The sequence below is a fragment of the Polyangium jinanense genome, assembly GCF_028435365.1.
In genome coordinates this window covers 79153-101320 of sequence record NZ_JAGTJJ010000040.1, presented here as the reverse complement: position 1 = coordinate 101320, position 22168 = coordinate 79153, and the positions used below count along the sequence as shown (strand labels likewise).

Sequence of the window (22168 nt, the reverse complement as noted above, 5' to 3'; positions counted from 1 at the left end):
GGAAGAACTGCGCATCGCGCAGTTCTTCCACCCCGAGTCCAGGGCTTGCCCTGGTTCGGGTCGAGGGGCGAATAGCCCCCGCGGGGTCCGGGGCAGCGCCCCGGCTCCACGGTTCAGTACACGACGCGCGTCCGGATGTTCGAGGGCAGGGCCTCGATCCGGCGGCTCACCTCGGCGGAGACGTCCTGCTCGAGGTCCATGATGAGGTAACCAATCGCGCCTTCGGTTGCCAGGAACTGGCTGTCGATGTTCGCGTTGAGATCGGCGACGACGCGGTTCACGTCGCGGAGCACGCCGGGCTCGTTCCTGTGCACGTTCAGGATGCGGTGCGTGCCCTTCACGGGCGGGAGCTCGACCTGCGGGAAGTTCACCGAGCCCGTCGTCGCTCCCATTGCCGCGAATTTGCTGAGCACCGCTGCGACCTCGCGCCCGATGGCCTCCTGCGCCTCCTCCGTCGAGCCGCCGATGTGCGGCGTGAGCAGGACGTTCGGCAAGCCCTGGAGATCGGTCTTGAACTGATCCGTGTTCGACTCGGGCTCCTCGGGGTAGACGTCGATCGCCGCACCCGCGAGATGCCCGCTCTTCAGCGCCGCGACGAGCGCCGCGATGTCCACGACGGTGCCGCGGCTCGCGTTGAGGAGGTAGCTGCCCTTGCGCATCTTTGCGAGCTCGGCCGCGCCGATCATGTTGCGCGTCTCCGGGGTCTCGGGGACGTGCAGCGACACGAAGTCGGACTCGGCGAGCAGAGCCGCGAGCGAGGGGACCGAGCGGTTGTTGCCCATCGGCAGGCGCGCGGCGATGTCGTGGTAGAGCACGCGCATGCCGACGGCCTCCGCGAGCACGCCGAGCTGACGGCCGATGTGCCCGTAGCCGATGATACCGAGGACCTTGCCGCGGACCTCGTAGCAATGCGCGGCGACCTTCTTCCACACGCCGGCGTGGACCTCGCGCGAGCGGTCGCCGAGCTGGCGGGCGAGGAGGATGATCTCGCCGATCATCAGCTCGGCGACGCTGCGCGTGTTGCTGAACGGCGCGTTGAAGACGGGGACGCCGCGGGCGTTGGCGGCGACGAGGTCGACCTGGTTCGTGCCGATGCAGAAGCAGCCGACGGAGAGCAGGTCGCGCGCGTTTTCGAGGACACGGGCCGTGATCCGGGTCTTGCTGCGGATGCCGAGGAGCTGCACGCCCGGCAGGGCCGCGATGAGCTCGTCTTCCTTGAGCGCGCTGCTCTTCCGGGTGATGGCGTAAGAGCGCCCCTCGCGGAAGGTGTTGAACGTCTCCGTGGCGCTCGGGTGGATGTTCTCGAGCAGGAGGACCTGGATCGTGTCGCGGGGGAGCTCGGCCGGGGCAGGCATGGTCATGGCGCGTCCTCGTTCGGGGGCGCCATCTCTACCCCATGGGCGGGCGCAGGCCAGCCGGAAAACCGTCCGACCTCGGACGGACGTTCACGCCGTGTCTTTTGCCTCGACGCGACGTTTGCACGACGCGCATAGAAACTGGTAAGAAAATAGCCATGCAACGTGTCGTTCTCTTCTCGGCCGCGACGGCCGCGATCTTTGTTGCCTGCGCGGCTCCTCCGCGTTTCCAGGACATGCGCACGCCGTCCGGCGAGTTCTGCACGGACATGCCCATCTTCGCGGGCAAGACCCAGCCCGACAGGGAGTTCCACCGCCTGGAGCCGGTGCAGAGCGAGCCCGGGGCGCGCACCGAGCCCGAGCGCCTGCGGTCGCTCCGCAAGGCCGCCTGCATGGCTGGCGGCGACGCCGTGATCGAGGCGATCGAGGAGGAGATTCGCCTGCCCGACGCCTCGTACGGCAAGGTCGCCACGGGGACGGCGATCGTCTGGATCCGGCGCGAAGGCGTCTCGTCCAAGCCGCTCGATCTCGGCGCCAAGACCGAGGCGGACAAGGCCCAGGAACCGGTGCCCGCGGCCGATCCGAACCCGCCGAAGGAGGCGACGCCGCTGAACACGGCGGTCGAGGTGAAGTCGCCGCCGCCGCAGCCGACCGCAGCGGCGACGACGGCGCCGACGCCCACGGCCGCGGCGACGACGACGCCGGCGCCGACGCCCACGACGTCGTCGACGTCGACGACGAAGACGAAGACCACGACGAAGACCACGACGAAGAAGTAGCCCGCCGCGGGGCGTTCCGAGACGAGGTCGCGCGCGAGTCCTCCGCGAGGGGAGGATCGCCCGCGGCCTCGTCTCGTTTGTGCACCAAAGGAAATCGCGGCGGCCGCGGAGACGCGGCGCGCGATGCGTGAGGATGTAGGGGAGGGCGGGGGAGGCGCGGGCCTCGCTCCGTTCGTCGGAGCGAGGCCTCGGGGATCAGCGCGGCGCGGTGGGCTTCGCGGGCGCGGGTGCGGCGCCGGGCTTCTGTGTGGTGGGCGCGGGCGCGGCGCCGGGCTTCTGTGTGGTGGGCGCGGGCGCGGCGCCGGGCTTGGGTTTGTCCTTGCCGTCGGCCGGTTTGTCTGCAGGTTTGTCCTTGCCGTCGGCCGGTTTGTCCGCGCCTTCCTCCTTCGGCGCCTCGGGCTGCAGTTGCTCGCCGGAGCGCGGGAGGGTGCTGCCAGGAAGGGTCGGATCCTTCTTGTCGAGCACGCCGTTCCCCTTCGGCAGAATGCCGCCACTCGGCAAGGTGCTGCCGCCATTCAGCACGCCGCTCCCGTTGATCACGCCCTCTCCGTCGAGCTGCTTGTCGCCTGGCGAGAGGACCGTGTCGCCGCCGCCCACGGCCGCGCCGGGCGCGCTGCCCTGGCCCTTGATGCGGAAGACGACGCGGCGGTTCGTCGCGGTCATGAACTTGCAGTCTTCCGAGAGCTCCTCGTCCTTCCCGAGGCACTGCGAGTCGTCGTAGATGGGTTTGGTGTGACCGTACCCCTTCGCCGTGACGCGCGAGGGATCGATCCCCTTCTGGATCATGTACTCCCGGACGCTCTCGACGCGGCGCTGCGAGAGGTTGTGGTTGTACACGTCGCCCGCGCGCGCGTCCGTGTGGCCCTCGATCTCGACAGAGCGAATCTCGGGGTTGTCCCTGAGGACCGTGACGACCGCGTCGAGCACCTTCTTCGAATCGTCGAGGATGATGTCCTTGTCCGTCGCGAAGTGGACCTGATCGAGGATGACGATCTCGTCGTTCTTGACGTACGCGCCGGGACAACCGCCGCGGCCGCCCGCGATCATCGGGCACTTGTCGTCGCGATCGGGGACGCCGTCCTTGTCGGAGTCCGAGTCGGGGCAGCCCATGTTCTGCGGGACGCCGGGCAGCTCGGGGCAATGATCGGCATCTTCGATGAGGCCGTCGTGATCGGGATCCTCGCTGTCGATCTGCTTCAAGCGATCGATCTCCTGCTGCTCGCGCGACTTCGAAGGCTGCCACGTGAGGCCCGCGAACGCGCGGAAGACGGGCGCGCCGAACCCGCAGTTCGCGCCGAACGTGCCGCCGACCGTGAGCCCGAAGCCGCTCGCCCACTGCCAGCGCATCGCCATGAGCGCCTCGGCCGGCACCTGCGAGGGGCTGTCGGGGAACTTCACGAGCGAGACGCTGCCGTACACGCCGCCGAGCACGGACCAACCCCAGCGCTGCACGACGTACATCTCCGCGCCGATGCCGAAGTTCGCCATGTCGCCGACCTTCGTCCCGGCAAACTGTCGGTCGGGCCGGAACCAGATGCCGGTGTTTGCCGTGACGAGCAGGCCGAAGTTGAAGCGGTAATCCGCGACGAGGCCCATGCCGCCGGAGACGGCGCCGTCGCCGGCGAACGCGTCCTGATCGCCCGTGGGCAGGTTCAAGTTGCCCGTGAGCGCCATGCCGAAGCCCTCTTTGATCTGGGCTTTGCGGTTCAGATACGGGATCGCAATCTTGGTGTTGAAACGAAGATCGCCGAGCGCGTTCGGCGAGATCTCACCCTCGGAGCCGAGCGGCCTCAGGTTGTCGGACATCTGCCAGGCGACGAACGGCATCGCCATCGTGATGTCGAAGACGTCGAAGAAGCCGATGCCCGCGAGGCCCGTGACCTGGAGGCGCGCGCCGACGGCGCGGATCTCCTGGCCCGTCGTGATTGCCGCGACGGCGAGCGGATCGAGGCCGATGTCCGTGTAGATGCCGAACGTCGGCGAGAGGTGGCCGACGACCTCGGACTTCTGGATCATCACGAGATCACGCGGCGCCGCGGAGGGGCGGAAGGTCTGCGCGTCGAAGCGGCCTTCTTCGGCGGCTTCTGCGAGAGCAGGCGCTGCGGCGAGCGTCGCGAGCGAGAGCAAGAACGAGATGGATCGCTTCACGGCTCACCTCGGGAGATTGAACGGAGGCGGCGGCGGCCCAGCAGGCCAAGGACGGAGAGGACGAGCAATGCGGCTCCGGGCGCGCCACCTCCATGTCGACCGGGCCTTGCAGAGCATATCGTGGCCAGTGTGCCACCGCAATCGACGCCGTCGGGCATGGGGCCGAGCGCGCACTCCTTCGCCGTCTCGGCCTCGTTCCAGCGGCAGTGGTCGCTGCCGAGGCAGTCGACATTGGTCTTGCACGAGGGCGTGCACGTGTTCGTGGAGAGGTTGCAGGTGCCGCCGCAGGGGCAGTGCGAGTCGGCGTAACAAGCGACGCAGCTCTCGCCGTTGCAATAAGGCGTGTCGGCGGCGCACGTGATCATGCAGCCCGCGGTGACCGAGCAGGTGTGGGTCGTCGTGTCGCAGGTGGAGCCGTCGCCGCATTGCGAGTCGTCGACGCAGCGCACGCACGCGGCGACGGCCGCATTCTGGCCGAAGCAGAAGGGCGTGTTGCCGCCACAGCTGTCGCAGCGCAGGCCGCAACGTTTGTCGCGGGTGCAGGGGGTGCAGGTGCCGCTCAAGCAGAAGGCGCCTTCGCCGCAATCCATGTCGTGGCGGCACTCGGCGCACGCGGTGCCGACCGGGCCGGGCAAGCAGAACGGATACCGCGGCTGGGCGGTGCCGTTGACGACGATGGTCTCGAGCGCGGTGCAGTTGACGCAGCCGTCGCCGCAACACGTCGGCGAGTTGTTCTCGGGGAGCGTGCCCTGGCAGCGGCCGACGGAGAGGTTGCAGATGCCGCCGCCGCACTCGGCGTCGGTCGTGCACTCGACGCAGCTCGGGTTGCCGTTCGGCTCGAGCGGGGCGCACTTCATCTGCTGACCGCTCGCGCCGTCCGGACAGCAGTTGCAGGAGGCGCCGGCGCACTCGGCGCTCGTCGAGCAAGGCTCACACTTGTTCTCGATGCAGGCCGCGCCCTTGGGGCAGTCGGAGCTGTCGTTGCACTCGTCGCAGGTCTTCGTGTCGGGGTTGCAGGTGAAGCCGCCCTCGCAGTCCGCGTCGGTATCGCATGCGCCGCACTGGACGTTGCCGTTGATGTTCACGCAGAAGGGCGTGTCGCCGCCGCACTGCACGCAGCTCGGGCCGCAGAGATTGTCGGTGTCGCAGGGGGCGCAGAGCGCGGCCTCGTTGCAGTAGTACCCCGGGTCGCAGCCGTTGTTGCCGGGCTGGTTGATGAACTCGCGCTTGCACTGCTTGCAGACGCCGAGGTCCGGGAACGCGGGGGTGCCGCTGAGCGTCTGGAAAAACATGGTCGAGGGGAAGAGCGTGAAGCCCGCGTCGTTGAGCTTCACGATCGGCGGCGCGTTCGCGGGACGCTCGAAGTCAGCGAAGTTGCCGATGAAGTAAGACATCTCGAGTGCGGCGTGCTCGGTGATCTCGACGAAGAGGATCTCGATCGGATAGAGACCGGCCTTCTGGAAGGTGACCTGGTTCGTCAGGCGGTACGTCGGCGCGCCGAACGCCGGAGGACGGAACACCACGGAGTAGCCGGCGGCGCTGCTGTCGTAGATCGTCAGGCTGACGGCATCGTCCGCGTAAAACCCGAAATGGATCGGCTGATTGACCCACTCCGCGGGGACGTTGAGGAAGCCACGCATGCGGCTGCCGAACGACGTCGTGGTGTCGTTCACGAAGAAGTCGCAGCCGCCGGTCTTGCACCCCTGATCGAGCGCGGCATCGAGGAAGTCGCCGTAGCTCAGCGCCTGGTTCGAGGCGTTGTTGTTGGACAGGTCGAGCAGCGTACGGATGGTCTGCTCGACACGATCGACCGCGTGCGCCTCGATGAACGAGTTGACCGCGCCGTTGTAGTTGTCCGGGTTGAGCAGGCCGAAATCGGCGGTGGAGTTCGTCGAGATCGCAGAAGCCGCGCAGAGGCCCGTGCCGAGGCCGGGCAGCGGGTCCGACACGCCTTCCGGGATCGTGACCGGCGCGGCGCTCGCGACCCGAGGAGCCATCGCGGCGAGGAGGGCGACTGAAGCAAGGAGGATTCGTCTGAGTTCCATGGCACCGTCGGCCTTCGCGCCGCACTCCGCGGCACTGCCGCGGACACTACCATGGGCCGCGTGATCCAGACAAGATCCCGGGCTCACCCGAGAGCCCGAGGACGGCCCGGGGCTCACGTACCGTCGTCGTCGAATTCCTGCACGTCAGAACCACTCCGGTCGTACGCGTTCGTATGAATCTTCGCCGGAGCGGCAGAGCTGGGCGAGGTAGCCGACGCGCGGGAGCTCGGTACGAATCCAGTACTGGGCCGCCGACGCGATGCCCTCGTAGAAATCGTGATCCTGCGGGCGATCCGCGCGGTTTTTTTGCGACGTGGCCGCGAGGCGGAGCCACGTCCAGCCGATGACCATGGTGGACGCGAGGTCGAGGTAATCGGCGCTGTGCAGGAGCATGCCTCGGACGTCACCCTGCGCGCCGAGGGCGCCGAGGTGGAGCGTGACCTGCCGCATGGCCATCGCCGCGCCCTCGACGCGCTGGATGAGATCGGGGTTCACGCCCGCGTCCCGCGCGCCGTCGCAGGTGGCCGCGATCTCTTCGAGCAGCGCGCCGAACGCCGCGCCGCCCACGGCCGGGACCTTGCGGCCGAGCAGGTCGAGCGACTGGATGCCCGTCGTGCCCTCGTGGATGCTGTTGAGCTTCTGGTCGCGGAGCCACGCCTCGGGCAGGTACTCGCTCGTGTAGCCGTAGCCGCCGAGGACCTGCACGGCGAGCGCGTTGGCCTCGAAGCCACGCTCGGCCGGGAAGCTCTTGGCGATGGGCGTGAGCAGGTCGAGAAGCATGGCGGCGCGCGCGCGGGAGCTCTCGTCCTGGGCATGCTCGGCGAGATCGGAGAGGCGTGCCGTGAGGCCGAGGAGGGCGAGGCTGCCCCACGCGATGGCCTTCTGGCGGAGCAGCATGCGGCGGACGTCGGCGTGCTCGATGATGGGGATCTGCGGGGCGCGCGGATCCTTGTCGCCGAGCTTGCGGCCCTGGGGCCGGGTCTTGGCGTATTCGAGCGATTCGTGGAACGCGACCGAGGCGGTGGCGGCGCCATTCATGCCGACCATGAGTCGGGCCTCGTTCATCATCTGGAACATGTACGAAATGCCGCGGTGAGGCTCGCCGACGAGGTAACCGTGGCAATCGCCGGCCTCGCCGAAATTGAGCGCGAGGCTCGGCAGGCCGCGCCAGCCGATCTTGTGGATCACGCCCGCGACCTCGACGTCGTTCGGGACGAGCGCGCCGCGCTCGGGGCGGAGCTTGGGGATCGCAAAGAGGCTGACGCCTTTGATGCCGGGCGGCGCGCCGTCGATGCGGGCGAGCGTCAAGTGGACGATGTTCTCGGTGAGGTCGTGATCGCCGCCCGAGATGAAAATCTTCGAGCCCTTGAGGAGGTAATGGCCGCGCTCCGTGGGCGTGGCGCGGGTCTCGACGTCGCTCAGGCTGCTGCCGGCCTGGGGCTCGGTGAGGGCCATGGTGCCGGTCCACTCGCCCCGATAAAGGGGCCCCATGAAGCGCTCCTTGAGCTCGTCCGAGCCGAAGGATTCGAGGAGGCGCGCTGCGCCCGTGGTGAGGCCGATATAACCGTACGCCGAGAGGTTCGCCGCCATGAGATAACTCGTGGCGAGGCTCGCGACGGTGAGCGGAAGCATCTGGCCGTGCGCCTCGGGCGGGCGCGTGGCCGAGAGGACGCCGAGCTCGACGAGGCGCGGATAGATGTCGTGCATGGCGCGGTGGACGCGCACGTGGCCATTTTCGAGGCGCGGCGGGGCCTCGTCCATCGGCTTGTAGGCCGGGAAGAGGAGCTCGCGCGCGAGCCTGCGCGCCGTGCCGAGGTAGATGCCCACGGTCTCGCGCGTGTGCTCGGCAAAATCAGGAAGGGCGAGCAAGCCTTCGAGGTCGAGCACCTCGAAGAGGAGGAAGTCGACGAATCGATCGCTGACGAGGGGGTTCGTGGACGTGGAGGTCGCAGGCATCGCGACGCACGTGATGCCAGCCGCGAAGGGGCGTCAAGGGTGCGGAGCGTAAGCGGACGCGGCCTTTGCGGCGGCGCGCGGGGCGAGCGACGTGGGCACGATGAACGAGGGATCGATCGGCGTGCCATTCACGAGCATCTTGAACGCGGCGTAGCGCGGGGCGCGCGACTCCCAGAGCGTGAAGCCGAGGGAGGCGTGCCGCAGGTCCTGCACCCAGGTCGCGATGTGCGCGTCCCAGTTCGCGCCGAAGCTCGGGAGCGCGCGGGCGATGCGATCGAACTCGGCGATGGCCTCGTCGTGATCGCAGATGATGCGGCGCACGGCCTCCATCATGGAGAGCCCGCGCTCCTCGCGCAGCGCGAGGATGACGTTGACGTAGCCCGAAGCCCAGTCCTTGCCGAGGCTCCAGATCTCGTTGCCGAGGCCGACGATCTTGCCGGAAAGGGTCTTCAAGGCGATCGCGGTCTCGTGCGCGTGGAAGTCGGGTGGGAGCTCGACGCCGCGCGCGTATTCGAGGAGGTAGCCCGTCGCGGCCATTCCGATCGTGTCGATGCGCGAGCGGAGGGCTTCTTCGTACGAGACGCGGGCGAGCCCCGCGCGGCGCTGCTTCGAGGTGCGCGCTTCTTTCAGCGCGGCCGTGCTCCAGGTGTCCATGGCCTCGCAGACGGTCTCCATCCAGCCGGGGCTCATGGTCTCGGCGAGCTCGCGCAGCAGGGCCGACCAGGTGGCGCCGAAGAGGGTGGTGACGCCGGAGGCGCTCGGCTCGAGGACGGCCGGGCCGCGGAACGGGAAGGTGCGCTCGCGGCCCTCGACGTCGACGTCGTCCCAGAGCAGCCAGAGCGAGAGGTACTTGGCGAGGAGCAAGAGCTCGCGCGGCTCCGCGAGCGGGAACGGCATGCCCGCGTAATCGGCCGGCGCGAAGGTGCGGACGATCCAGATCGATCGCTCGCCGAAGCCGAGCTCGCGGAACCACGCGAGCGTCTCCTCTTCGATCCGCGCCGCGTGCACGTTCACGAGCGGATCCGGCCACCAGTGGCGCGGGATCCCGAGCGCGAGGTCGGGCGCGCGAGGCGCCGTGATTTCTCTGGCAGGACAAACCGTGATGGTCTCGTCGGGCCGTTCGATCGCTGCAAGCATGACCGCTCTCCCCGAAAAGCGCTCAAGCGCTGCGTTGCATCAGCTCTTTTCGTTTGACATCGGAAAGCCAGGCGCGCGCGTCCATTTCGTGCTCGAAGAACTTGATCTGCCCGCGCAGATCCACGTGGAGCAATCGAATGGCCTTCGTGATCATCGAGACGACCACGCGGAGGTGGAAATCGGCGCCGAACACGGCGGTGGCGCGCGGGTTCAGGGCCAGCATGCCGCCAACGGCGTGGCGCCGGACGAGCTCCGTCACCTGTCCCGTACGAGACAGATCCACGAGCAAATCGACGGACTTCCGCTGCCGCACCGTCTCCTCGAGCGCGGCGTTCATCCGCGCGACGACGTCGGCGTCGAGGTCCCCGACATAGGTCACGAAGCATGTATCCGGCGGCTCGAAGCACATCCGGCTCGAACCAATGTCGTATCGAATCCCTTGTTCCTGCGTGGCTTGAAGCACGTGAGAGCCTTTCGACAACCAGGCAAAGCGTCTAGGTCGCCCACCCCCGCGGGTGCACGCGCCATGCCGGGTAGCGTCGTCGATCAGGACATCAGGAAATCAAGAGACGGACGGGAAATTCGGTGCGAGGCGATTGTCGACGTGCATGCATTGCATGCGAGCAAGATTCCATCGGTCGGCGTGGGTACGGCATGCACACCCCATCCAGCCGCGACGTCCCGGAGAGACGGGCATTTTCGGGCATTTGGGTTCGTCCCGGGGCGCGACGTCCCGGGTGCAAAGGCATTTCGAGGTGCGGCGGAGACGTAGAGACGAATTCACCAATCGGAGGGCGGAGCGACGTTCAGAACGTCCACTGGAGCGCGCCGCCGCGCGGAGAGATGAACACCTTCGGGCGCGCCCACGACGGTTCGTCCGGGATCTTTCGCCCGCCAACCGCGGCGATCGGGATGCCGATCAACATGCCGAGTCCGCCGCCGATGAGCAGGCCGAGCGAGGCAGAACGTTTCTCTTCGGCGGGGCAGTTCGTGCATTCGGTCTCCGGGAGATCCGCCCGGATCACGAGGCCCGTGACGATGCCGAGCAGGCCCACGCCGGCGAGGATCGTCCCGACGTAAAACGCCGGCGGGCTCGCCATTTTCGTCGGACCTTCGGAGAGCTCCCTCTGCTCGATGGTGTACGTCGTGGGCCCCGGGCGCGGGGGCGGCGGCGCAGGCGGCGGCGGCGGGAGGTCCTCGGCGGTGTCGCTGGGCACCCAGCCTGGCGGTTCGCCTCCGCGCGCAGCCGGCGAGGCGAGGGAGACGAGGGCAAAAGCAAGGGGAAGGGGCAAGAGATTTCGGCGCATACCACGAAGGTACCGGGCGCCAGTGCGGACGCAATGCGGGCGCCGTTTCTAGACGCCGCACCAAGCCTTCCAGAGGTCGAGGAGCCGCGTGTGCAGCGGGACGGCCTCCAGGAAGGTGCGTGCGTAAGCCGGGTCCGGGATGCGCGCGGCGCGGGCGAGGAGCTCGGCGCGGGCGTCTTCGATGGCGGCGCGGGCCTCGCCGTGCTTGCCGGCAGCCCAGAGCGCCTCGGCCCGCGTGAGCAGGATGCGCGCGTGGGCGCTCGTGTGTTTCATGTCGATCTCGGCCGTCCTTGCGAGTGCGCTTCGGCTGAGCTCGAGGGCGCTCTCGAGGCGGCCCTCGGCGAGCGCGACCGCGGCATGGCCCGCGAGCGACCAGATCTGCCCGAGCGGGAGGATCTCGACGAGGGGCGCGACGGCCGTGAGGAGGCGCCGAACCGCGTCGAGGTCGCCGCGACGCAGGTGCGCTTCGAGCACGAAGTACTGCACGCTCACGCCGATCACACCTTCGCTGTGCGCGGCGGCCTCGTCCGCGACGGCCGTGCCGAGCGTGATGGTCTCTTCGAGCCGGCCACGTTCGAGGAAGAGCGCAGCGCGGAAACAGCCGGCGAGGAGCGCGGAGACGCTGTCGGCCGGCGCGGCCGCGAGGGCGAGATCAAATTCGCGTTCCGCCTCGTCGTACGCGCCGAGCAGGACGAGGTCGAGGCCCACGTGGGCGCGGAGCAGCGGCAAGAAGCGGCGATCGTCCGAGACCATGAAGTTCGCGATGGCCTCGCGCTCGATGCCGAGCGCGATGTACGGATCCTGCTCGGCAACCCTGTGCCAGTAGCCGCGGGCGTAGCCGAAGCAGCCGGCGACGGACGGATCGCGGGCGAAGAAGGGGCCGAAGACTTGCTCCATGCGGTGCAAGAAGCGCTCGGCCATGGCGCGCTGGCCCATGACGAGCTGCGAGATGACGGCGGAGCTGTAGGCGAACGAGACCGCGGGGACGGCGTCCTCGACGGGCTCCATGCGGTAGAGCTCGTCCATGAGCGAGGCGAGAGCGTCCTTCTTGCGCAGGAGCAAAGCGCTGCCCAGGGCGGCCCCGAGCGCGCGGGCGTACTCCTTGGTACCGGGCCTCGCGCTGTCGAGCGCCTCCATGGCCGCCTCGTAGGCCGTCGCGGAGGAGCTCGTCCAGTTCAACGCGTCGGCGCGGATCGCGCGGAGCTGGGCCACGACGTCCGCGCGCGGACTCGCCACGAGGCCACGCTCCGTGAAGCTCACGGCAGCGGAAAAATCTCCGGCCGAGAGCGCGAGCTCGGCCGCGGCCGCGAAGAACTCGGCCGAACGCTCCTTGTCGCCGGAGCTCTCGAAGTGATCGGCGAGGATCGTCGGATCCGTCTCGCCCGACGCGAGCAGCCACTCGGCGGCGAGCGCATGGCCACGGCGGCGATCACGCTCGGTGAGCATCGCGTACGAACCCTCGCGTACGAGCGCGTGGCGGAAGGCGTATTCCTCCTCGCCGAGGAAGCGGCTCTCGCGGCGGCGCACGATGAGCTCGCGCTCGCAGAGGCGATCGAGCAAGCCGACGCGGCCGTTCGGCATGGACGCGTCGCCGATGAGCGCGGCGACGCCGCCCCACCAGAACGACTGGCCGAAGACGCTGGCCGCGCGGAGGACACGCCGCGCCTCGGGGTCGAGCGACATGAGGCGCGCCTCGACCATGCCGAGCACGGTCTCGGGCAGATCACTGCCGCGGCCCTCGGCCACGGCGCGGATGAGCTCTTCGAGGTAGAAGGCGTTGCCCGAGGCGCGATCGACGAGGCGCTGGATCTCCTCCTCGGAGATGATTTCACCCAGGAAATGCTGGACGAGCCGCTCGGCCGCGCGGCGCCCGAGCTCGCCGAGGCGCACTTCGAGCAGCTCCCGATCGGCCCAGATCTTCGGGAAGAGATCGTGCAGCTCCGGCCTCGCGAGCGCGAGCACGGCGAAGCGGCGCTCGCCCTGCATCGCGAGGGCCGCGTCGACGAGCTTGATCGAGGCGCGATCGCCCCAGTGCAGATCCTCGAGGACGACGACGAGCGGGCGCACGACCGAGAGCGCCTCCACGAAGTCGAGCCACGCTTCGCGGATGCGATCGGCCATGAGCGCGGCGTTCTGGCGCGCGGCGCGGAGGTCGGGGCGGTCGTCGCTGGCGGGCGCGCCGACCATCTCGCCGAGGAACGCCGTGACGCGGGGGAGATCATCGCCGGCGAGGTACGTCGCGATCAGCGCTTCGAGCTTGTGCCTGCGCGAGGCGACGGGCTCGCCGATGCCGATCTGGGCCATCGTGCGGATGGCGGAGCCGAGGATGGAGAAGGCCGAGCCCGCGCCGATCGGATCGCCGCGGCCGATGGCGACCGCGGGCTCCACGGCGCCGCGGCGGAGCTGCTCGACGAGCTCGTGCCGCAGGCGTGACTTGCCCATGCCCGGGAGGCCGAGCACGAGGGCGACGCGTGGCTTGCCTTCGTCGAGGCCCTCTTCGAGGAAGTCGCGCACGCTGCGCAGCTCGCGCTCGCGGCCGAGGTAGGGGCTCGGCTTGCCGAGCAGCGTGCGCGTGCCCGAGCCGACTTCGCGCTCGCCGCGGAGGAAGATGCCGTCCGCGCCCGCGCTCACGTCGAAGCGCACGTCGAGCAGGGCCTGCGTCGAGGCGTCGATCCGCACGGCGCCTGCCTCTTCGCCGAGGTCGAGCAGCGCGGCGGCGCGTTTCGAGATCGAGCCGAGCGCGAGCCCTTGCGAGGTCTCCTCGCGCCCAGTGACGAGCACGATGCGGGCCTCGGGGGCGAGAGCGCGCAGGCGGAGCGCGGCGCGGGCCGCGCGGGCGGCTTGATCGGTGGGGTTGCCGCGACCGACGAGGCCGATGAGCAGCGCGCCGCCTTCGATCTCCTCCACGCGGGCGCCGAGCGGCGCGATCTCCTGCTCGATGGCCGCGATGCGGTCGCGCGGCAAAAACCGCGACGGCGCCTCCTTGCCATCGGGCAGCGAGGGCGGGAGCGCGGCGACGATGCTGAGGAGCTGCCGTTCGCTGTCGGTGATGACCTCCGCCGACGTCGCGTGGACAACCGTGGCGTTGCCTTCCATGGGCCCGAGCGAGAGCAGCGCGCGCGCGACCGCGCTTGCGTCGGAGGGCCGGCTTTGCACGTCCTTCGCGAGCATCCGGGCCACGAGATCGTCGAGGGCCTCGGGCACATCGGGACGGAGGTCACGCACGCGCGGGGCCTCGGTGAGCAGGAGGCTTGCCAGGATCGCGAACGCGTGCTCGCCATCGAATGCGGGCTGCCCGGTGAGGCACTCGAAGAGCACGGTGCCCAGGGAGAACACGTCCGCGCGCGCGTCGACGCCGGCCTTGTCGGCGCGCGCTTGCTCGGGCGCCATGTAGCCCGGCGTGCCCACGATGGTCCCTGTGAGGGTCAAGCGGCCGCGCCCTCGGTCTCGCGCCACGCCGAAGTCGAGCACTTTTACGCGATCGATTTCGCCGCGCTCGAGGAAGAGGTTGCTCGGCTTGATGTCGCGGTGCACGACGCCGCGCGCGTGGGCCGTGGCGAGGGCGTCGGCGACTCGCACGGCGAGGGTGATGCACTCTTCGAGGCGCAGACCTTTGCGGCCGAGGCGCGCGGCGAGGCTCTCGCCTTCGAGCCACTCCATGGCGAGCCAGGGGGCGCCCGTGTCGGCGACGCCGTGGTCGACATAACGCACGATGTGCGGGTGGCCGAGGGTCTCGAGCACGCGGGCTTCTTGCGCGAGCCGTTCGGCGTTCGAGCGCTCCGACGCACGGAGGAGCTTCACGGCGACGACGTTTCCGGTCTGGAGATCCTCGGCGCGATACACTTCCCCCATGCCGCCCACGCCGGCCAGGCGCTCGACACGGAAGCGCTCACCGATGATGTCCCCAGGGCGCATGCGCGAACTTGGATTCTGACCCGGGAGCCTCCGGGATCCAAGCGGAGGCTCGTGAAGCGCGTGTGAAGGTGACCGTGGACCCGCGCGCGCCGGGGGCGTGGTAGGGACATTTCATGGAGGCGCTCCTCGTCCTGCTCGGCCTGGGCTTGGTGGGGTTGTTCCTGGCCACACCGATCCTCGCGTTGCTCCTGGCCACGCAGGCGAAGGCGCGCGTGAAGGACCTCGAAGAGAGGCTCGACGCACGGGAGGCGCGCGTCGCGGAGCTGGAGAGGCGGCTCGCGCGGGTGGAAACGGTCGAGCACCGGGTCGCAGCCCACCCGTCAGAACTGCCGGACGCCTTGCGAGAAGCCGCAGCCCACCCGTCAGACCTGACGGACGCCTTGCGGGAAGCCGCAGCCCACCCGTCAGACCTGACGGACGCCTTGCGGGAATCCGCAGCCCACCCGTCAGAACTGACGGATGCCTCGCGGGAAGCCGCAGCCCACCCGTCAGGACTGACGGATGCCTCGCGGGAAGCCGCAGCCCACCCGTCAGGACTGACGGATGCCTCGCGGGAAGCCGCCTCCGCTCCTGCTCCCGCCTCCGCACCTCCCACGGAGCCCGCGCCCTCCCTCGAAGAACAACTCGGCCTCACGTGGCTCACGCGTATCGGCGCAGCGGCCTTCCTCCTCGGCGCCCTGTTCTTCTTCAAGTACGCCGTCGACAACGCCTGGATCGGGCCTACTGGCCGCGTCGTTCTCGGCGCCGTCCTCGGCGTCGTGCTCCTCGCCTCCGCGGAGCTTCTCCGGCCGAAGACCCGCCCGGCCTTCGTGCACGCCCTCTCCGGCATCGGCCTCGCCACGCTCGTCGCGTCGCTCTGGGCGAGCGTCGCGCTTTACCAGCTCGCCCCGCCGGCCGCGGCGTTCGTCGCCGTGGCCCTCGTGCTCGCGCTCGGCGCCGGGCTTTCGCTCCGCCACCGCGCCGAGTCGCTGCTCGTCCTCGTCCTCGTCGCCGGCCTCGCCAACCCCGTCGTGCTCTCGACCGGACAGGACCGACCCGCGGCGCTCTTCGGCTACCTGCTCCTCCTCGGCTCCATGGCCCTCGGGGTCGCGCTGCGCGGCGGCTTCCGCCTCGTGCCCGCGCTCGTCGTGCCGGGATCGGCCGCGCTTTTCCTTGGCTGGTACGCGAAATACTTTGACATCCACGGTTCGGCGCCCGCGTGGAGCGACGTGCCGCCCGAAGCGCGCTTCGGGCCCTATCACGGCCTGACCGCGCGTCTCGCGCCGCTCGTCTTCGTTGGACTCGCGTCCGCGCAGTGGTCGGCCGTCGCGCTCTACCTCGACCGCCGCACGCAGCGATTGCTCGATGCGAAGCTCTTCGCGCTCGCCGCGCTCACGCTCTCGCACGCGGGGGCGGCGATGTTGCTCCACGATCACGTGTGGGTGCTCTCCGTCCTCGCGATCGGGCTCGGGATCGCGGCGATCGCGCTCCTCGGCGCGCTCCGCGCGACCGAGCTGCTCGCCGTGCCCATGGCCGCGGCGTTCGTGGTCTTTCTCGTCGTGAGCCAGGATGTCCCCGCGGATCAAAGGCTCGGGCTCGTCGCGCTCTTCGGCGGGTGGACGGCCGTGTACGTCGTGGGCTTCGTGCGCAAGGTCCTCCGACAGGATCCGCTGCCGGCCGGCGCGGCGATCGCGGGCAGCGTCGCCGCGGGGCTGTTCGTCGTGCTCGCCGCGGTGCAGCTCTTGCCCGCGAAGCCCGCGATCTTCGTCGTGCTCGTCTCGATCGGAAGCGCCGCCGCCGCCGCGCTCGCGCTGCGGGCTCGCCTCGGCGCGCTGCACCTCGCCGCCGTGGGCTTCGCGTCGCTCATGATCGCGATCGCCGCAGGAGTCGTGCGAGAGGCGGTGCCCGCGCTGCCCTTGTCTCCGGCGTTCCTCGGCGCGCTCGTGGTCTTCGGGCTCGTGCACCTCGTGGCCGTCGGGTTCGCCGCGCTCCGCGCCGCCGAGCCCGTCCGCTGGAGCTCTGTGTTGGCGGGGTCGCTCGCCACGCTCGCGTTCGTCGCGGCCACGCTCGCCTCGACGAGCGATGAGGTGCCGACGTTCCGCGCGCTGATCACGGCGGCAGCGGGCGCCGCGGATCTCGCGCTCGCCGCGTGGATCATGCGCCGAAGGCCCGAGGCGAGCGTGCGCCTGTCCGTGCTCGCGGGGCTCGCGCTCGGCCTCTTCGCAGCGGCACTCGCGTTCGGGCTCGAAGGCGCCACGATCACCGTGCTGTGGGCCGCGCTCGGCTGCGTCGCGGCGGCGATCGCGGCGCGCTCGCGAGAGTGGGGGTGGCTCGTGGTCGCGTCGCTCCTGTTCTTCGCGACCTTCGTTCGCCTCGTCGCCCTCGACGTGTGGGGCACGCACGCGCTCATGGAGCGGTTCCTCGAGACGCAGGGCAGGGAAGGGGTGCTCTCCGTGCCCTTGCTCCGGAGCCCGCGCGCCACGGGCCTCGCGGGCACGAGCCTCTCGCTGCTCGTCGCGGCGTACCTGCTCGCCGCGGGGGTCAAGCGTGCAGCGGCCGCAAACGATGAGGCGCGTGCGTCGCTCAACCTCGCCGCCGGGATCGCCGCGATCGGGGGCCATGCGCTCTGGATCGCACTCGCCGTGCTGGAGGTGCGCACTGCCGTGACCACGCTCCCCGCGCCTCCGCCCGTGCCTCTCGACGCGCCCGAGTGGGCGGCCTTTGCCGCGCGCCTCACGGCCATGCTGGAGTCTCAGCAGGGCAGGCTCGCCATGACGACCACGCTCGTGCTCTCGGTCGCGGCCGCGGCGCTGCTCGCGCTCGGCTTCGCGGCCCGCAGCGCGCTTCATCGATACCTGGGGCTCGCCTTGTTTTTCCTCGCCGTCGCCAAGCTCGTGGTCTGGGACGTCTGGAGCGTCGAGCGCATCTACCAGATCCTCCTGCTCACCGGCGTCGGCGCGCTCCTCGTCGCCGGCGGCTTTCTCTACGCGCGTTTCAGCGATCGCCTGATCGCGCTGATGCGCACGGGCAGCTCCGCGCTTGTGATCCTGCTCGTCGCCTCACGCGTGGACGCAGAGGAGCTCGCGCCGCGGCTGCTCCCGGTCGGCAAGTACGCGTCGATGCGCGCCGTGACGGGCATCGACGCCGCCGGGGATCATCGGCTCGTGGTGGACGAAGCGCTCTACCGCGCGAGCACGTCCGCCGAGCTCTTCGCGGACGTGCGTCTCGTGGACGAAGCCGGCCGCGAGGTGCCTCGGGTCGTGTCGGAGATCCCGATGCATCGGCTCGCGCCGTACGTGCCCGGCGAGCTTCTGGATCCCGCGTGGTTGCAGAGCGGCGCGGCGGTGGCGACGTTTCGGCTGCCCGCGTCGACACCGCATTGTCGGCTCCTGCTCGATGTCACCGGCGAGACGTTTCTCCGGCGCGTGCGCGTCGAGACGGGTGATAGCCGCGATGCGCTCGGCGTGGTCGCGGAGGGGCCGTACGTGTACCGGATCCGGCACGAGCGCGGCACGGTCGAGCACGTGGAGATCCCGTACCCGAAGTCCGAAGCGCGGCTCGTGCGTGTGACGCTCCTGCCCGCAGACGCGGCCGAGGCCGGCGGGCGGCTCTCGATCGCGGGGGGCTCGTTCCGCTGCCCGTCCGCGAACGACGGCGCGAATGCGTTCTCCGAGGTGCCGCTCGGCATCGAGGAGATCCGGCGCGACGAGGCGGAGCGCTCCACGATCGTCACGCTCGACGCGGGCGCGGAGGGCGTACCGATGCAGGCGATCACGCTCGACGTGGGGACGACCGAGCTCCGCCGTCGCGTCGACGTCACGGCGACGAGCTTCCGCGAGGTCTGGCCGGCCGTGGGCGGCGGCGTGCTGTATCGGATCACGCCGCGGCCGGGCGTGGTGTTGGAGTCGATGCGGCTCCCGATCGAGGAGACCCGCAAGCGGTATTTCCGCCTCCTGATCCACGACGAAGACTCGCCGCCGCTCGTGATCCGCGGCGCGCGTGGCGAGGTGCGTGCCCGCGAGATCGTCTTTCGCGCGGCGACGCCCGGCGAGCACCGGCTTTATGTCGGCGATCGGACCGCCACCGCGCCGTATTACGATCTCGCTGCGATCCTCGATCGCGCCGATCGCGCCGAGGCGCCGCGTGAAGCGAAGATGGGGCCTGTCCTGCCAAACCCTCGTTTGGGAGAAGCGGAGCGCGCGGCGCCGCTGCCATTCACGGAGCGGCACCGGGCGGTGCTCGGCGCGGGCCTCGCGGTCGTGCTGCTCGCGCTCTCGTTCTGGGCGATTCGGCTCCTCCGCAACGCGGCCGCCGCGGACGAGGGCAAACCAGGCTGATTCCAGCGCGCCCCCTACCTTTGCCGTGATACCTTCGGCCCGCCGTGCGTCGTTTTTTTCTTATCTCGCAGGGGCGTGCCCTCTCGTACGCGTTTTCCTCCTTCGGGCTCGCGGCGACGGCGTTTTCCGCGGCTCGGGGCGGGTTCTTGTCGTTCATCCTGTCCCCGCCGGGCCTGCCCGTCGTGGGCCTCGGGCTCGTCATGCTGGGCCTCTCCATCGAGGAGACCGGCACCGTGCGGCGGATCCGGCTCGGCGCGGCAATCCGCGTCCTTGCGTTCGTTCTGGTCCTCGTGGCCCTGGTCTGGGCGATCGCCGTGGGCGCGCTCGGTTCGGAGCTCGTGGTCCTCGGGTTCATGCTCTTCGGCGCCGGTGTGGCCGGCGCGGCGGTGGGATTCGTGCACGACAAGGGGGTCGTCGCGGACGTCCGCCATGATCAGCCCATTCGTCTCGAAAACATCTCCGCCGATTTCGTCTCGCTGCGCGTCCGTGGCCGTGACGTCAACGTTCCCACGTCAATCCTGCGCGGCGTGGCCCTCGCGCGGGATCTCGACGGGCGCGGCGTGTTCGTGCTCGTGCGAAGCCGCGACGACGTGGTGGGCGGTGACGAGCTCCCCTGGGTCGCGACGACGCGGGAAGGGGAGACGTTCATCCTGACAGAGCACGAGGCCGGCCTCGACGCCGAGGTCCTCGCGGCGCGCCTCACGGAAGCCGCGGCGGCGGCCTGGGAAGGTGGTTATCGCTGACGGTCGCCGCGCAACCTGCGACCCCGCAGCACGCGCGTCAAATCGACCTTGCTCCCGTTCAGGCCGGCCATCGGATCGTTGTCGTCGCGGCCCGTGCGGCCAATGTGCCAGACCTTGTTCTCGCCGCGCAGCCGTTCTTTTTGCTCCTCCACGGAGAGCTCCGAGCTCCCACCGGGATTGTCGCTGCGAACGGGGCGAATGGTCGTGCTCATCGGTGGACCTTGGGCTCGTATGATGCGGCTTCTGAAGCATCCGCTGGTTTGCAGCGGGCGTCAAGAACGTGGGCCCGTTCGTATCGAGCTGGAAGCGCCGCGCCGGGGCTTCACCCCGGGCCCGACCAGGGGCTGTCCGCCCCTGGACCCGGGGCCTGCGCAAGCGCTGGACCCGGCACGATGAACTGCGCGATGCGCAGTTCATCGCACAGGCCGAGTCAAGACCACGAGCGCTCCTGCCAATCAAGACAGCAGCGCTGGCCTTTCAGCCGGCAACGCAGTTCCCCTGGCCCCTTGGAAGAACTGCGCGATGCGCAGTTCTTCCATAAAAGGTCCAGCGCTTGCGCTGGTCCGGGTCCAGGGGCGGATAGCCCCGGTGGGGCCTGGGGCAACGCCCCAGCGCAGCGGCTTCGACCTGATCGCGCTGGCTGATTCCTCACGGGTTCGTCGCGGGCTTCGGCGCTTCCTCCTCCCCCGCGCGCGCCTCCTCCTCGGCCATTCGATTCTTTCGCTCGGCCTCCTCGGCCTTTCGCTCGGCCGCCGTCATGCTCCGATCGTGCCCCATGAAGCCCTCGATCTGCTCGATCTCCTCGATTCGCTCGCGCGCGCGCCGCGCCGCGTCCGCGTAGGTCGGATCGGTCCCGGCTTTCTGGAGGAAGACGCCGAAGAGCTCCTTGGCCTTGCGTGACGCGAGCCCAGGCTGCTCCGAGCCCGCGATCTCCGCATATTCCTGCGTGAGGATCCCCTCGTTGTAATAGGCCTCCGGCCGCTCGGGCGCGCTTTGCTTCGCCTTCGCGAGCTCGCGCTGTACCTCGGCGACCTTCTGCGTCATGTTCCCGTCGTCGATCTGGCCACGGAGCGCGTGGGCGAGTCCGATGCGCGCGTCGTAATCGTCTGGCCGCAAGGCGAGCGCCGCGCGGTACGCTCGTTCGGCCGGCGAAAAGCCGCGGAAGCGCAGGTTTACGGCGGCGAAATTCATGTGCGCCTCGAAGAACGACGGATCGATCCTCCGCGCCTCGTCGAACGAACGCGCGGCCGCCGTGAAATCCCCGAGCTCGACCTGGATCATGCCGGCCGTGTTGTGAATCGGCGCATATCGCGGATCCTTGCGAATGGCCTGCGAGCACACGAGCGCCGCGAGCTCGAGCACCTGCGTGTCGAGCTTCTTCTTGTCGAGCGAGCCACGCGTCCGCGACGCCTCGGCTTTGCGTTGGGCCGTTCCGAGGTGAATGAGCGCGAGGAGGTTGTACGCCGGCAAGGCGCGATCATCGACCGCGAGCGCGCTCTGCGCGTATTTCTTTGCGCGCTGCGCATCGGTGAGCCCGTCCGCGTCGGGCGTCTCGCGCCCTCGTTTCAGGTGCAGCACGCCGAGGTGCACGAGCGAGGTCGCGTCCTTGAACTGCGCGTCGACGACGGCGGCCCGCGTCAGCTCGGCGATCGCCGCGTCGAAGTTTTTTCCGCCCGACGCCGCGAAATCCAGGAGCGCGAGCTCGGCCCGCGCCCGGTGGAACGTGGGCTCCGCCGCGAGCGCCTTCGCGAATTGCTCGCGCGCCTCGCGATCGAGCTTGCATCGCTGGTAGGCCACGCCCGCGTTGTAATGGGCGCGGGCCCGGATCGAGGCGCTCTCGCGGCTGTCGGCGGCGGTCGTGAAATGCGCCGCGGCGGCCCTGCAGCTCGCCTCGTCGCGCGTCTGCGTGGCGTCCTGTCGGGCGAGCGCGAGCAGGCCATCGCGGAACCGGAGGGCCGTCGTGGGGGATGCGGATTCGTTCGAGGCATGCGGGAGGAGGGGATTGGGTTCGGGTGTCACGGGCGCCGTGGGAACGCTTGCGCCGCACCCCGTGAGCGCGAGCGCCGCGAGCAGCGCCGCTCCGATCGTCATGCTGCGTCTCGCGCCCGATTTCGATGCATCCCTCTGCATGTGCCGCTCCTCCGTCGTACCCACGCGGCGAAAGCGCCGGACCGTGGCCTCCGCGTGAGACGCGCTCGCCCCCGCGCGCCTTGGGGCGAGAGTCTCTTCTTGGGGCCGCCGCGCCGGGGCGCCGCCCCGGGCCCCGCGGAGGCTGTTCGCCCCTCGACCCGAACCAGGGCAAGCCCTGGACTCGGGATGGAAGAACTGCGCGTTGCGCAGTTCTTCCACGGGCCGGTGGCAAGACCAAGGACGGCGATGCCGGTCGAAATGGCTGCGCGGCTGTTTTGATTGGCAGGGTCGTAGCTGGTCTTGACTCGGCCTGTTCGATGAACTGCGCGAAACGCAG

Annotated in this window: 13 protein-coding genes; 3 read left to right on the top strand and 10 right to left on the bottom strand. The window is 69.8% G+C overall.

The features are described 5' to 3' along the window. Positions 1–113: 113 nt before the first annotated feature. Entirely contained in the window at positions 114–1361 is a 1248-nt protein-coding gene (gene serA / locus KEG57_RS39285; RefSeq protein ID WP_272425197.1) for a phosphoglycerate dehydrogenase, read from the bottom strand. 152 nt (positions 1362–1513) lie between these two features. Here serA and KEG57_RS39280 point away from each other — a divergent pair, with 152 nt between their 5' ends. Then, on the top strand, positions 1514–2134 hold the full coding sequence (locus KEG57_RS39280) for a hypothetical protein (protein ID WP_272425198.1): 621 nt from the start codon (positions 1514–1516) through the stop codon (positions 2132–2134). Positions 2135–2329: 195 nt separating this feature from the next. Here KEG57_RS39280 and KEG57_RS39275 read toward each other — a convergent pair whose 3' ends face one another. From KEG57_RS39275 to KEG57_RS39245, 7 genes are all read right to left on the bottom strand, one after another. Beyond that, positions 2330–4282 carry an OmpA family protein gene (locus tag KEG57_RS39275; protein WP_272425199.1) on the bottom strand — a complete coding sequence of 651 codons (1953 nt, stop codon included), beginning with the start codon at positions 4280–4282 and terminating at the stop codon, positions 2330–2332. Next, positions 4279–6279 carry an outer membrane exchange protein TraA family protein gene (gene traA / locus KEG57_RS39270; RefSeq protein WP_272425200.1) on the bottom strand — a complete coding sequence of 667 codons (2001 nt, stop codon included), beginning with the start codon at positions 6277–6279 and terminating at the stop codon, positions 4279–4281. The genes KEG57_RS39275 and traA overlap by 4 nt, the downstream gene beginning before the upstream one ends. A gap of 192 nt (positions 6280–6471) precedes the next feature. Further along, positions 6472–8283, bottom strand: coding sequence for an acyl-CoA dehydrogenase (locus KEG57_RS39265; protein WP_272459456.1), 1812 nt, complete (start codon positions 8281–8283; stop codon positions 6472–6474). Between the two features lie 33 nt (positions 8284–8316). Further along, positions 8317–9420 carry a terpene synthase family protein gene (locus KEG57_RS39260; protein ID WP_272425203.1) on the bottom strand — a complete coding sequence of 368 codons (1104 nt, stop codon included), beginning with the start codon at positions 9418–9420 and terminating at the stop codon, positions 8317–8319. A gap of 22 nt (positions 9421–9442) precedes the next feature. Beyond that, positions 9443–9883, bottom strand: a complete 441-nt coding sequence (locus KEG57_RS39255; protein ID WP_272425204.1) for a SpoIIAA family protein — start codon at positions 9881–9883, stop codon at positions 9443–9445. A 343-nt stretch (positions 9884–10226) separates the two neighbouring features. Further along, positions 10227–10727, bottom strand: a complete 501-nt coding sequence (locus KEG57_RS39250) for a hypothetical protein (RefSeq protein WP_272459455.1) — start codon at positions 10725–10727, stop codon at positions 10227–10229. A 48-nt stretch (positions 10728–10775) separates the two neighbouring features. Continuing rightward, on the bottom strand, positions 10776–14642 hold the full coding sequence (locus KEG57_RS39245) for a serine/threonine-protein kinase (protein WP_272459453.1): 3867 nt from the start codon (positions 14640–14642) through the stop codon (positions 10776–10778). Positions 14643–14755: 113 nt separating this feature from the next. Between KEG57_RS39245 and KEG57_RS39240 the strand changes: the two genes are divergently transcribed. Beyond that, positions 14756–18958: a DUF2339 domain-containing protein gene (locus KEG57_RS39240; RefSeq protein WP_272459452.1), complete on the top strand. Its 4203-nt coding sequence runs from the start codon at positions 14756–14758 to the stop codon at positions 18956–18958. A 44-nt stretch (positions 18959–19002) separates the two neighbouring features. Then, a complete protein-coding gene (locus KEG57_RS39235) occupies positions 19003–19701 on the top strand; it encodes a hypothetical protein (protein WP_272425210.1) in 699 nt (232 codons plus the stop codon). Here KEG57_RS39235 and KEG57_RS39230 read toward each other — a convergent pair. Beyond that, positions 19692–19913, bottom strand: coding sequence for a hypothetical protein (locus KEG57_RS39230; RefSeq protein ID WP_272425211.1), 222 nt, complete (start codon positions 19911–19913; stop codon positions 19692–19694). The two genes, KEG57_RS39235 and KEG57_RS39230, sit on opposite strands and share 10 nt — an antisense overlap. A gap of 436 nt (positions 19914–20349) precedes the next feature. Further along, positions 20350–21792: a tetratricopeptide repeat protein gene (locus KEG57_RS39225; protein ID WP_272425212.1), complete on the bottom strand. Its 1443-nt coding sequence runs from the start codon at positions 21790–21792 to the stop codon at positions 20350–20352. Positions 21793–22168: the final 376 nt, after the last annotated feature.

Bases quoted from the DNA above. Each gene is read 5' to 3' on its own strand.
- serA (WP_272425197.1), bottom strand. From the start codon at position 1,361: ATGACCATGCCTGCCCCGGCCGAGCTCCCCCGCGACACGATCCAGGTC.
- KEG57_RS39280 (WP_272425198.1), top strand. From the start codon at position 1,514: ATGCAACGTGTCGTTCTCTTCTCGGCCGCGACGGCCGCGATCTTTGTT.
- traA (WP_272425200.1), bottom strand. From the start codon at position 6,279: ATGGCTCCTCGGGTCGCGAGCGCCGCGCCGGTCACGATCCCGGAAGGC.
- KEG57_RS39265 (WP_272459456.1), bottom strand. From the start codon at position 8,283: ATGCCTGCGACCTCCACGTCCACGAACCCCCTCGTCAGCGATCGATTC.
- KEG57_RS39260 (WP_272425203.1), bottom strand. From the start codon at position 9,420: ATGCTTGCAGCGATCGAACGGCCCGACGAGACCATCACGGTTTGTCCT.
- KEG57_RS39250 (WP_272459455.1), bottom strand. From the start codon at position 10,727: ATGCGCCGAAATCTCTTGCCCCTTCCCCTTGCTTTTGCCCTCGTCTCC.
- KEG57_RS39245 (WP_272459453.1), bottom strand. From the start codon at position 14,642: ATGCGCCCTGGGGACATCATCGGTGAGCGCTTCCGTGTCGAGCGCCTG.
- KEG57_RS39240 (WP_272459452.1), top strand. From the start codon at position 14,756: ATGGAGGCGCTCCTCGTCCTGCTCGGCCTGGGCTTGGTGGGGTTGTTC.
- KEG57_RS39230 (WP_272425211.1), bottom strand. From the start codon at position 19,913: ATGAGCACGACCATTCGCCCCGTTCGCAGCGACAATCCCGGTGGGAGC.
- KEG57_RS39225 (WP_272425212.1), bottom strand. From the start codon at position 21,792: ATGACGATCGGAGCGGCGCTGCTCGCGGCGCTCGCGCTCACGGGGTGC.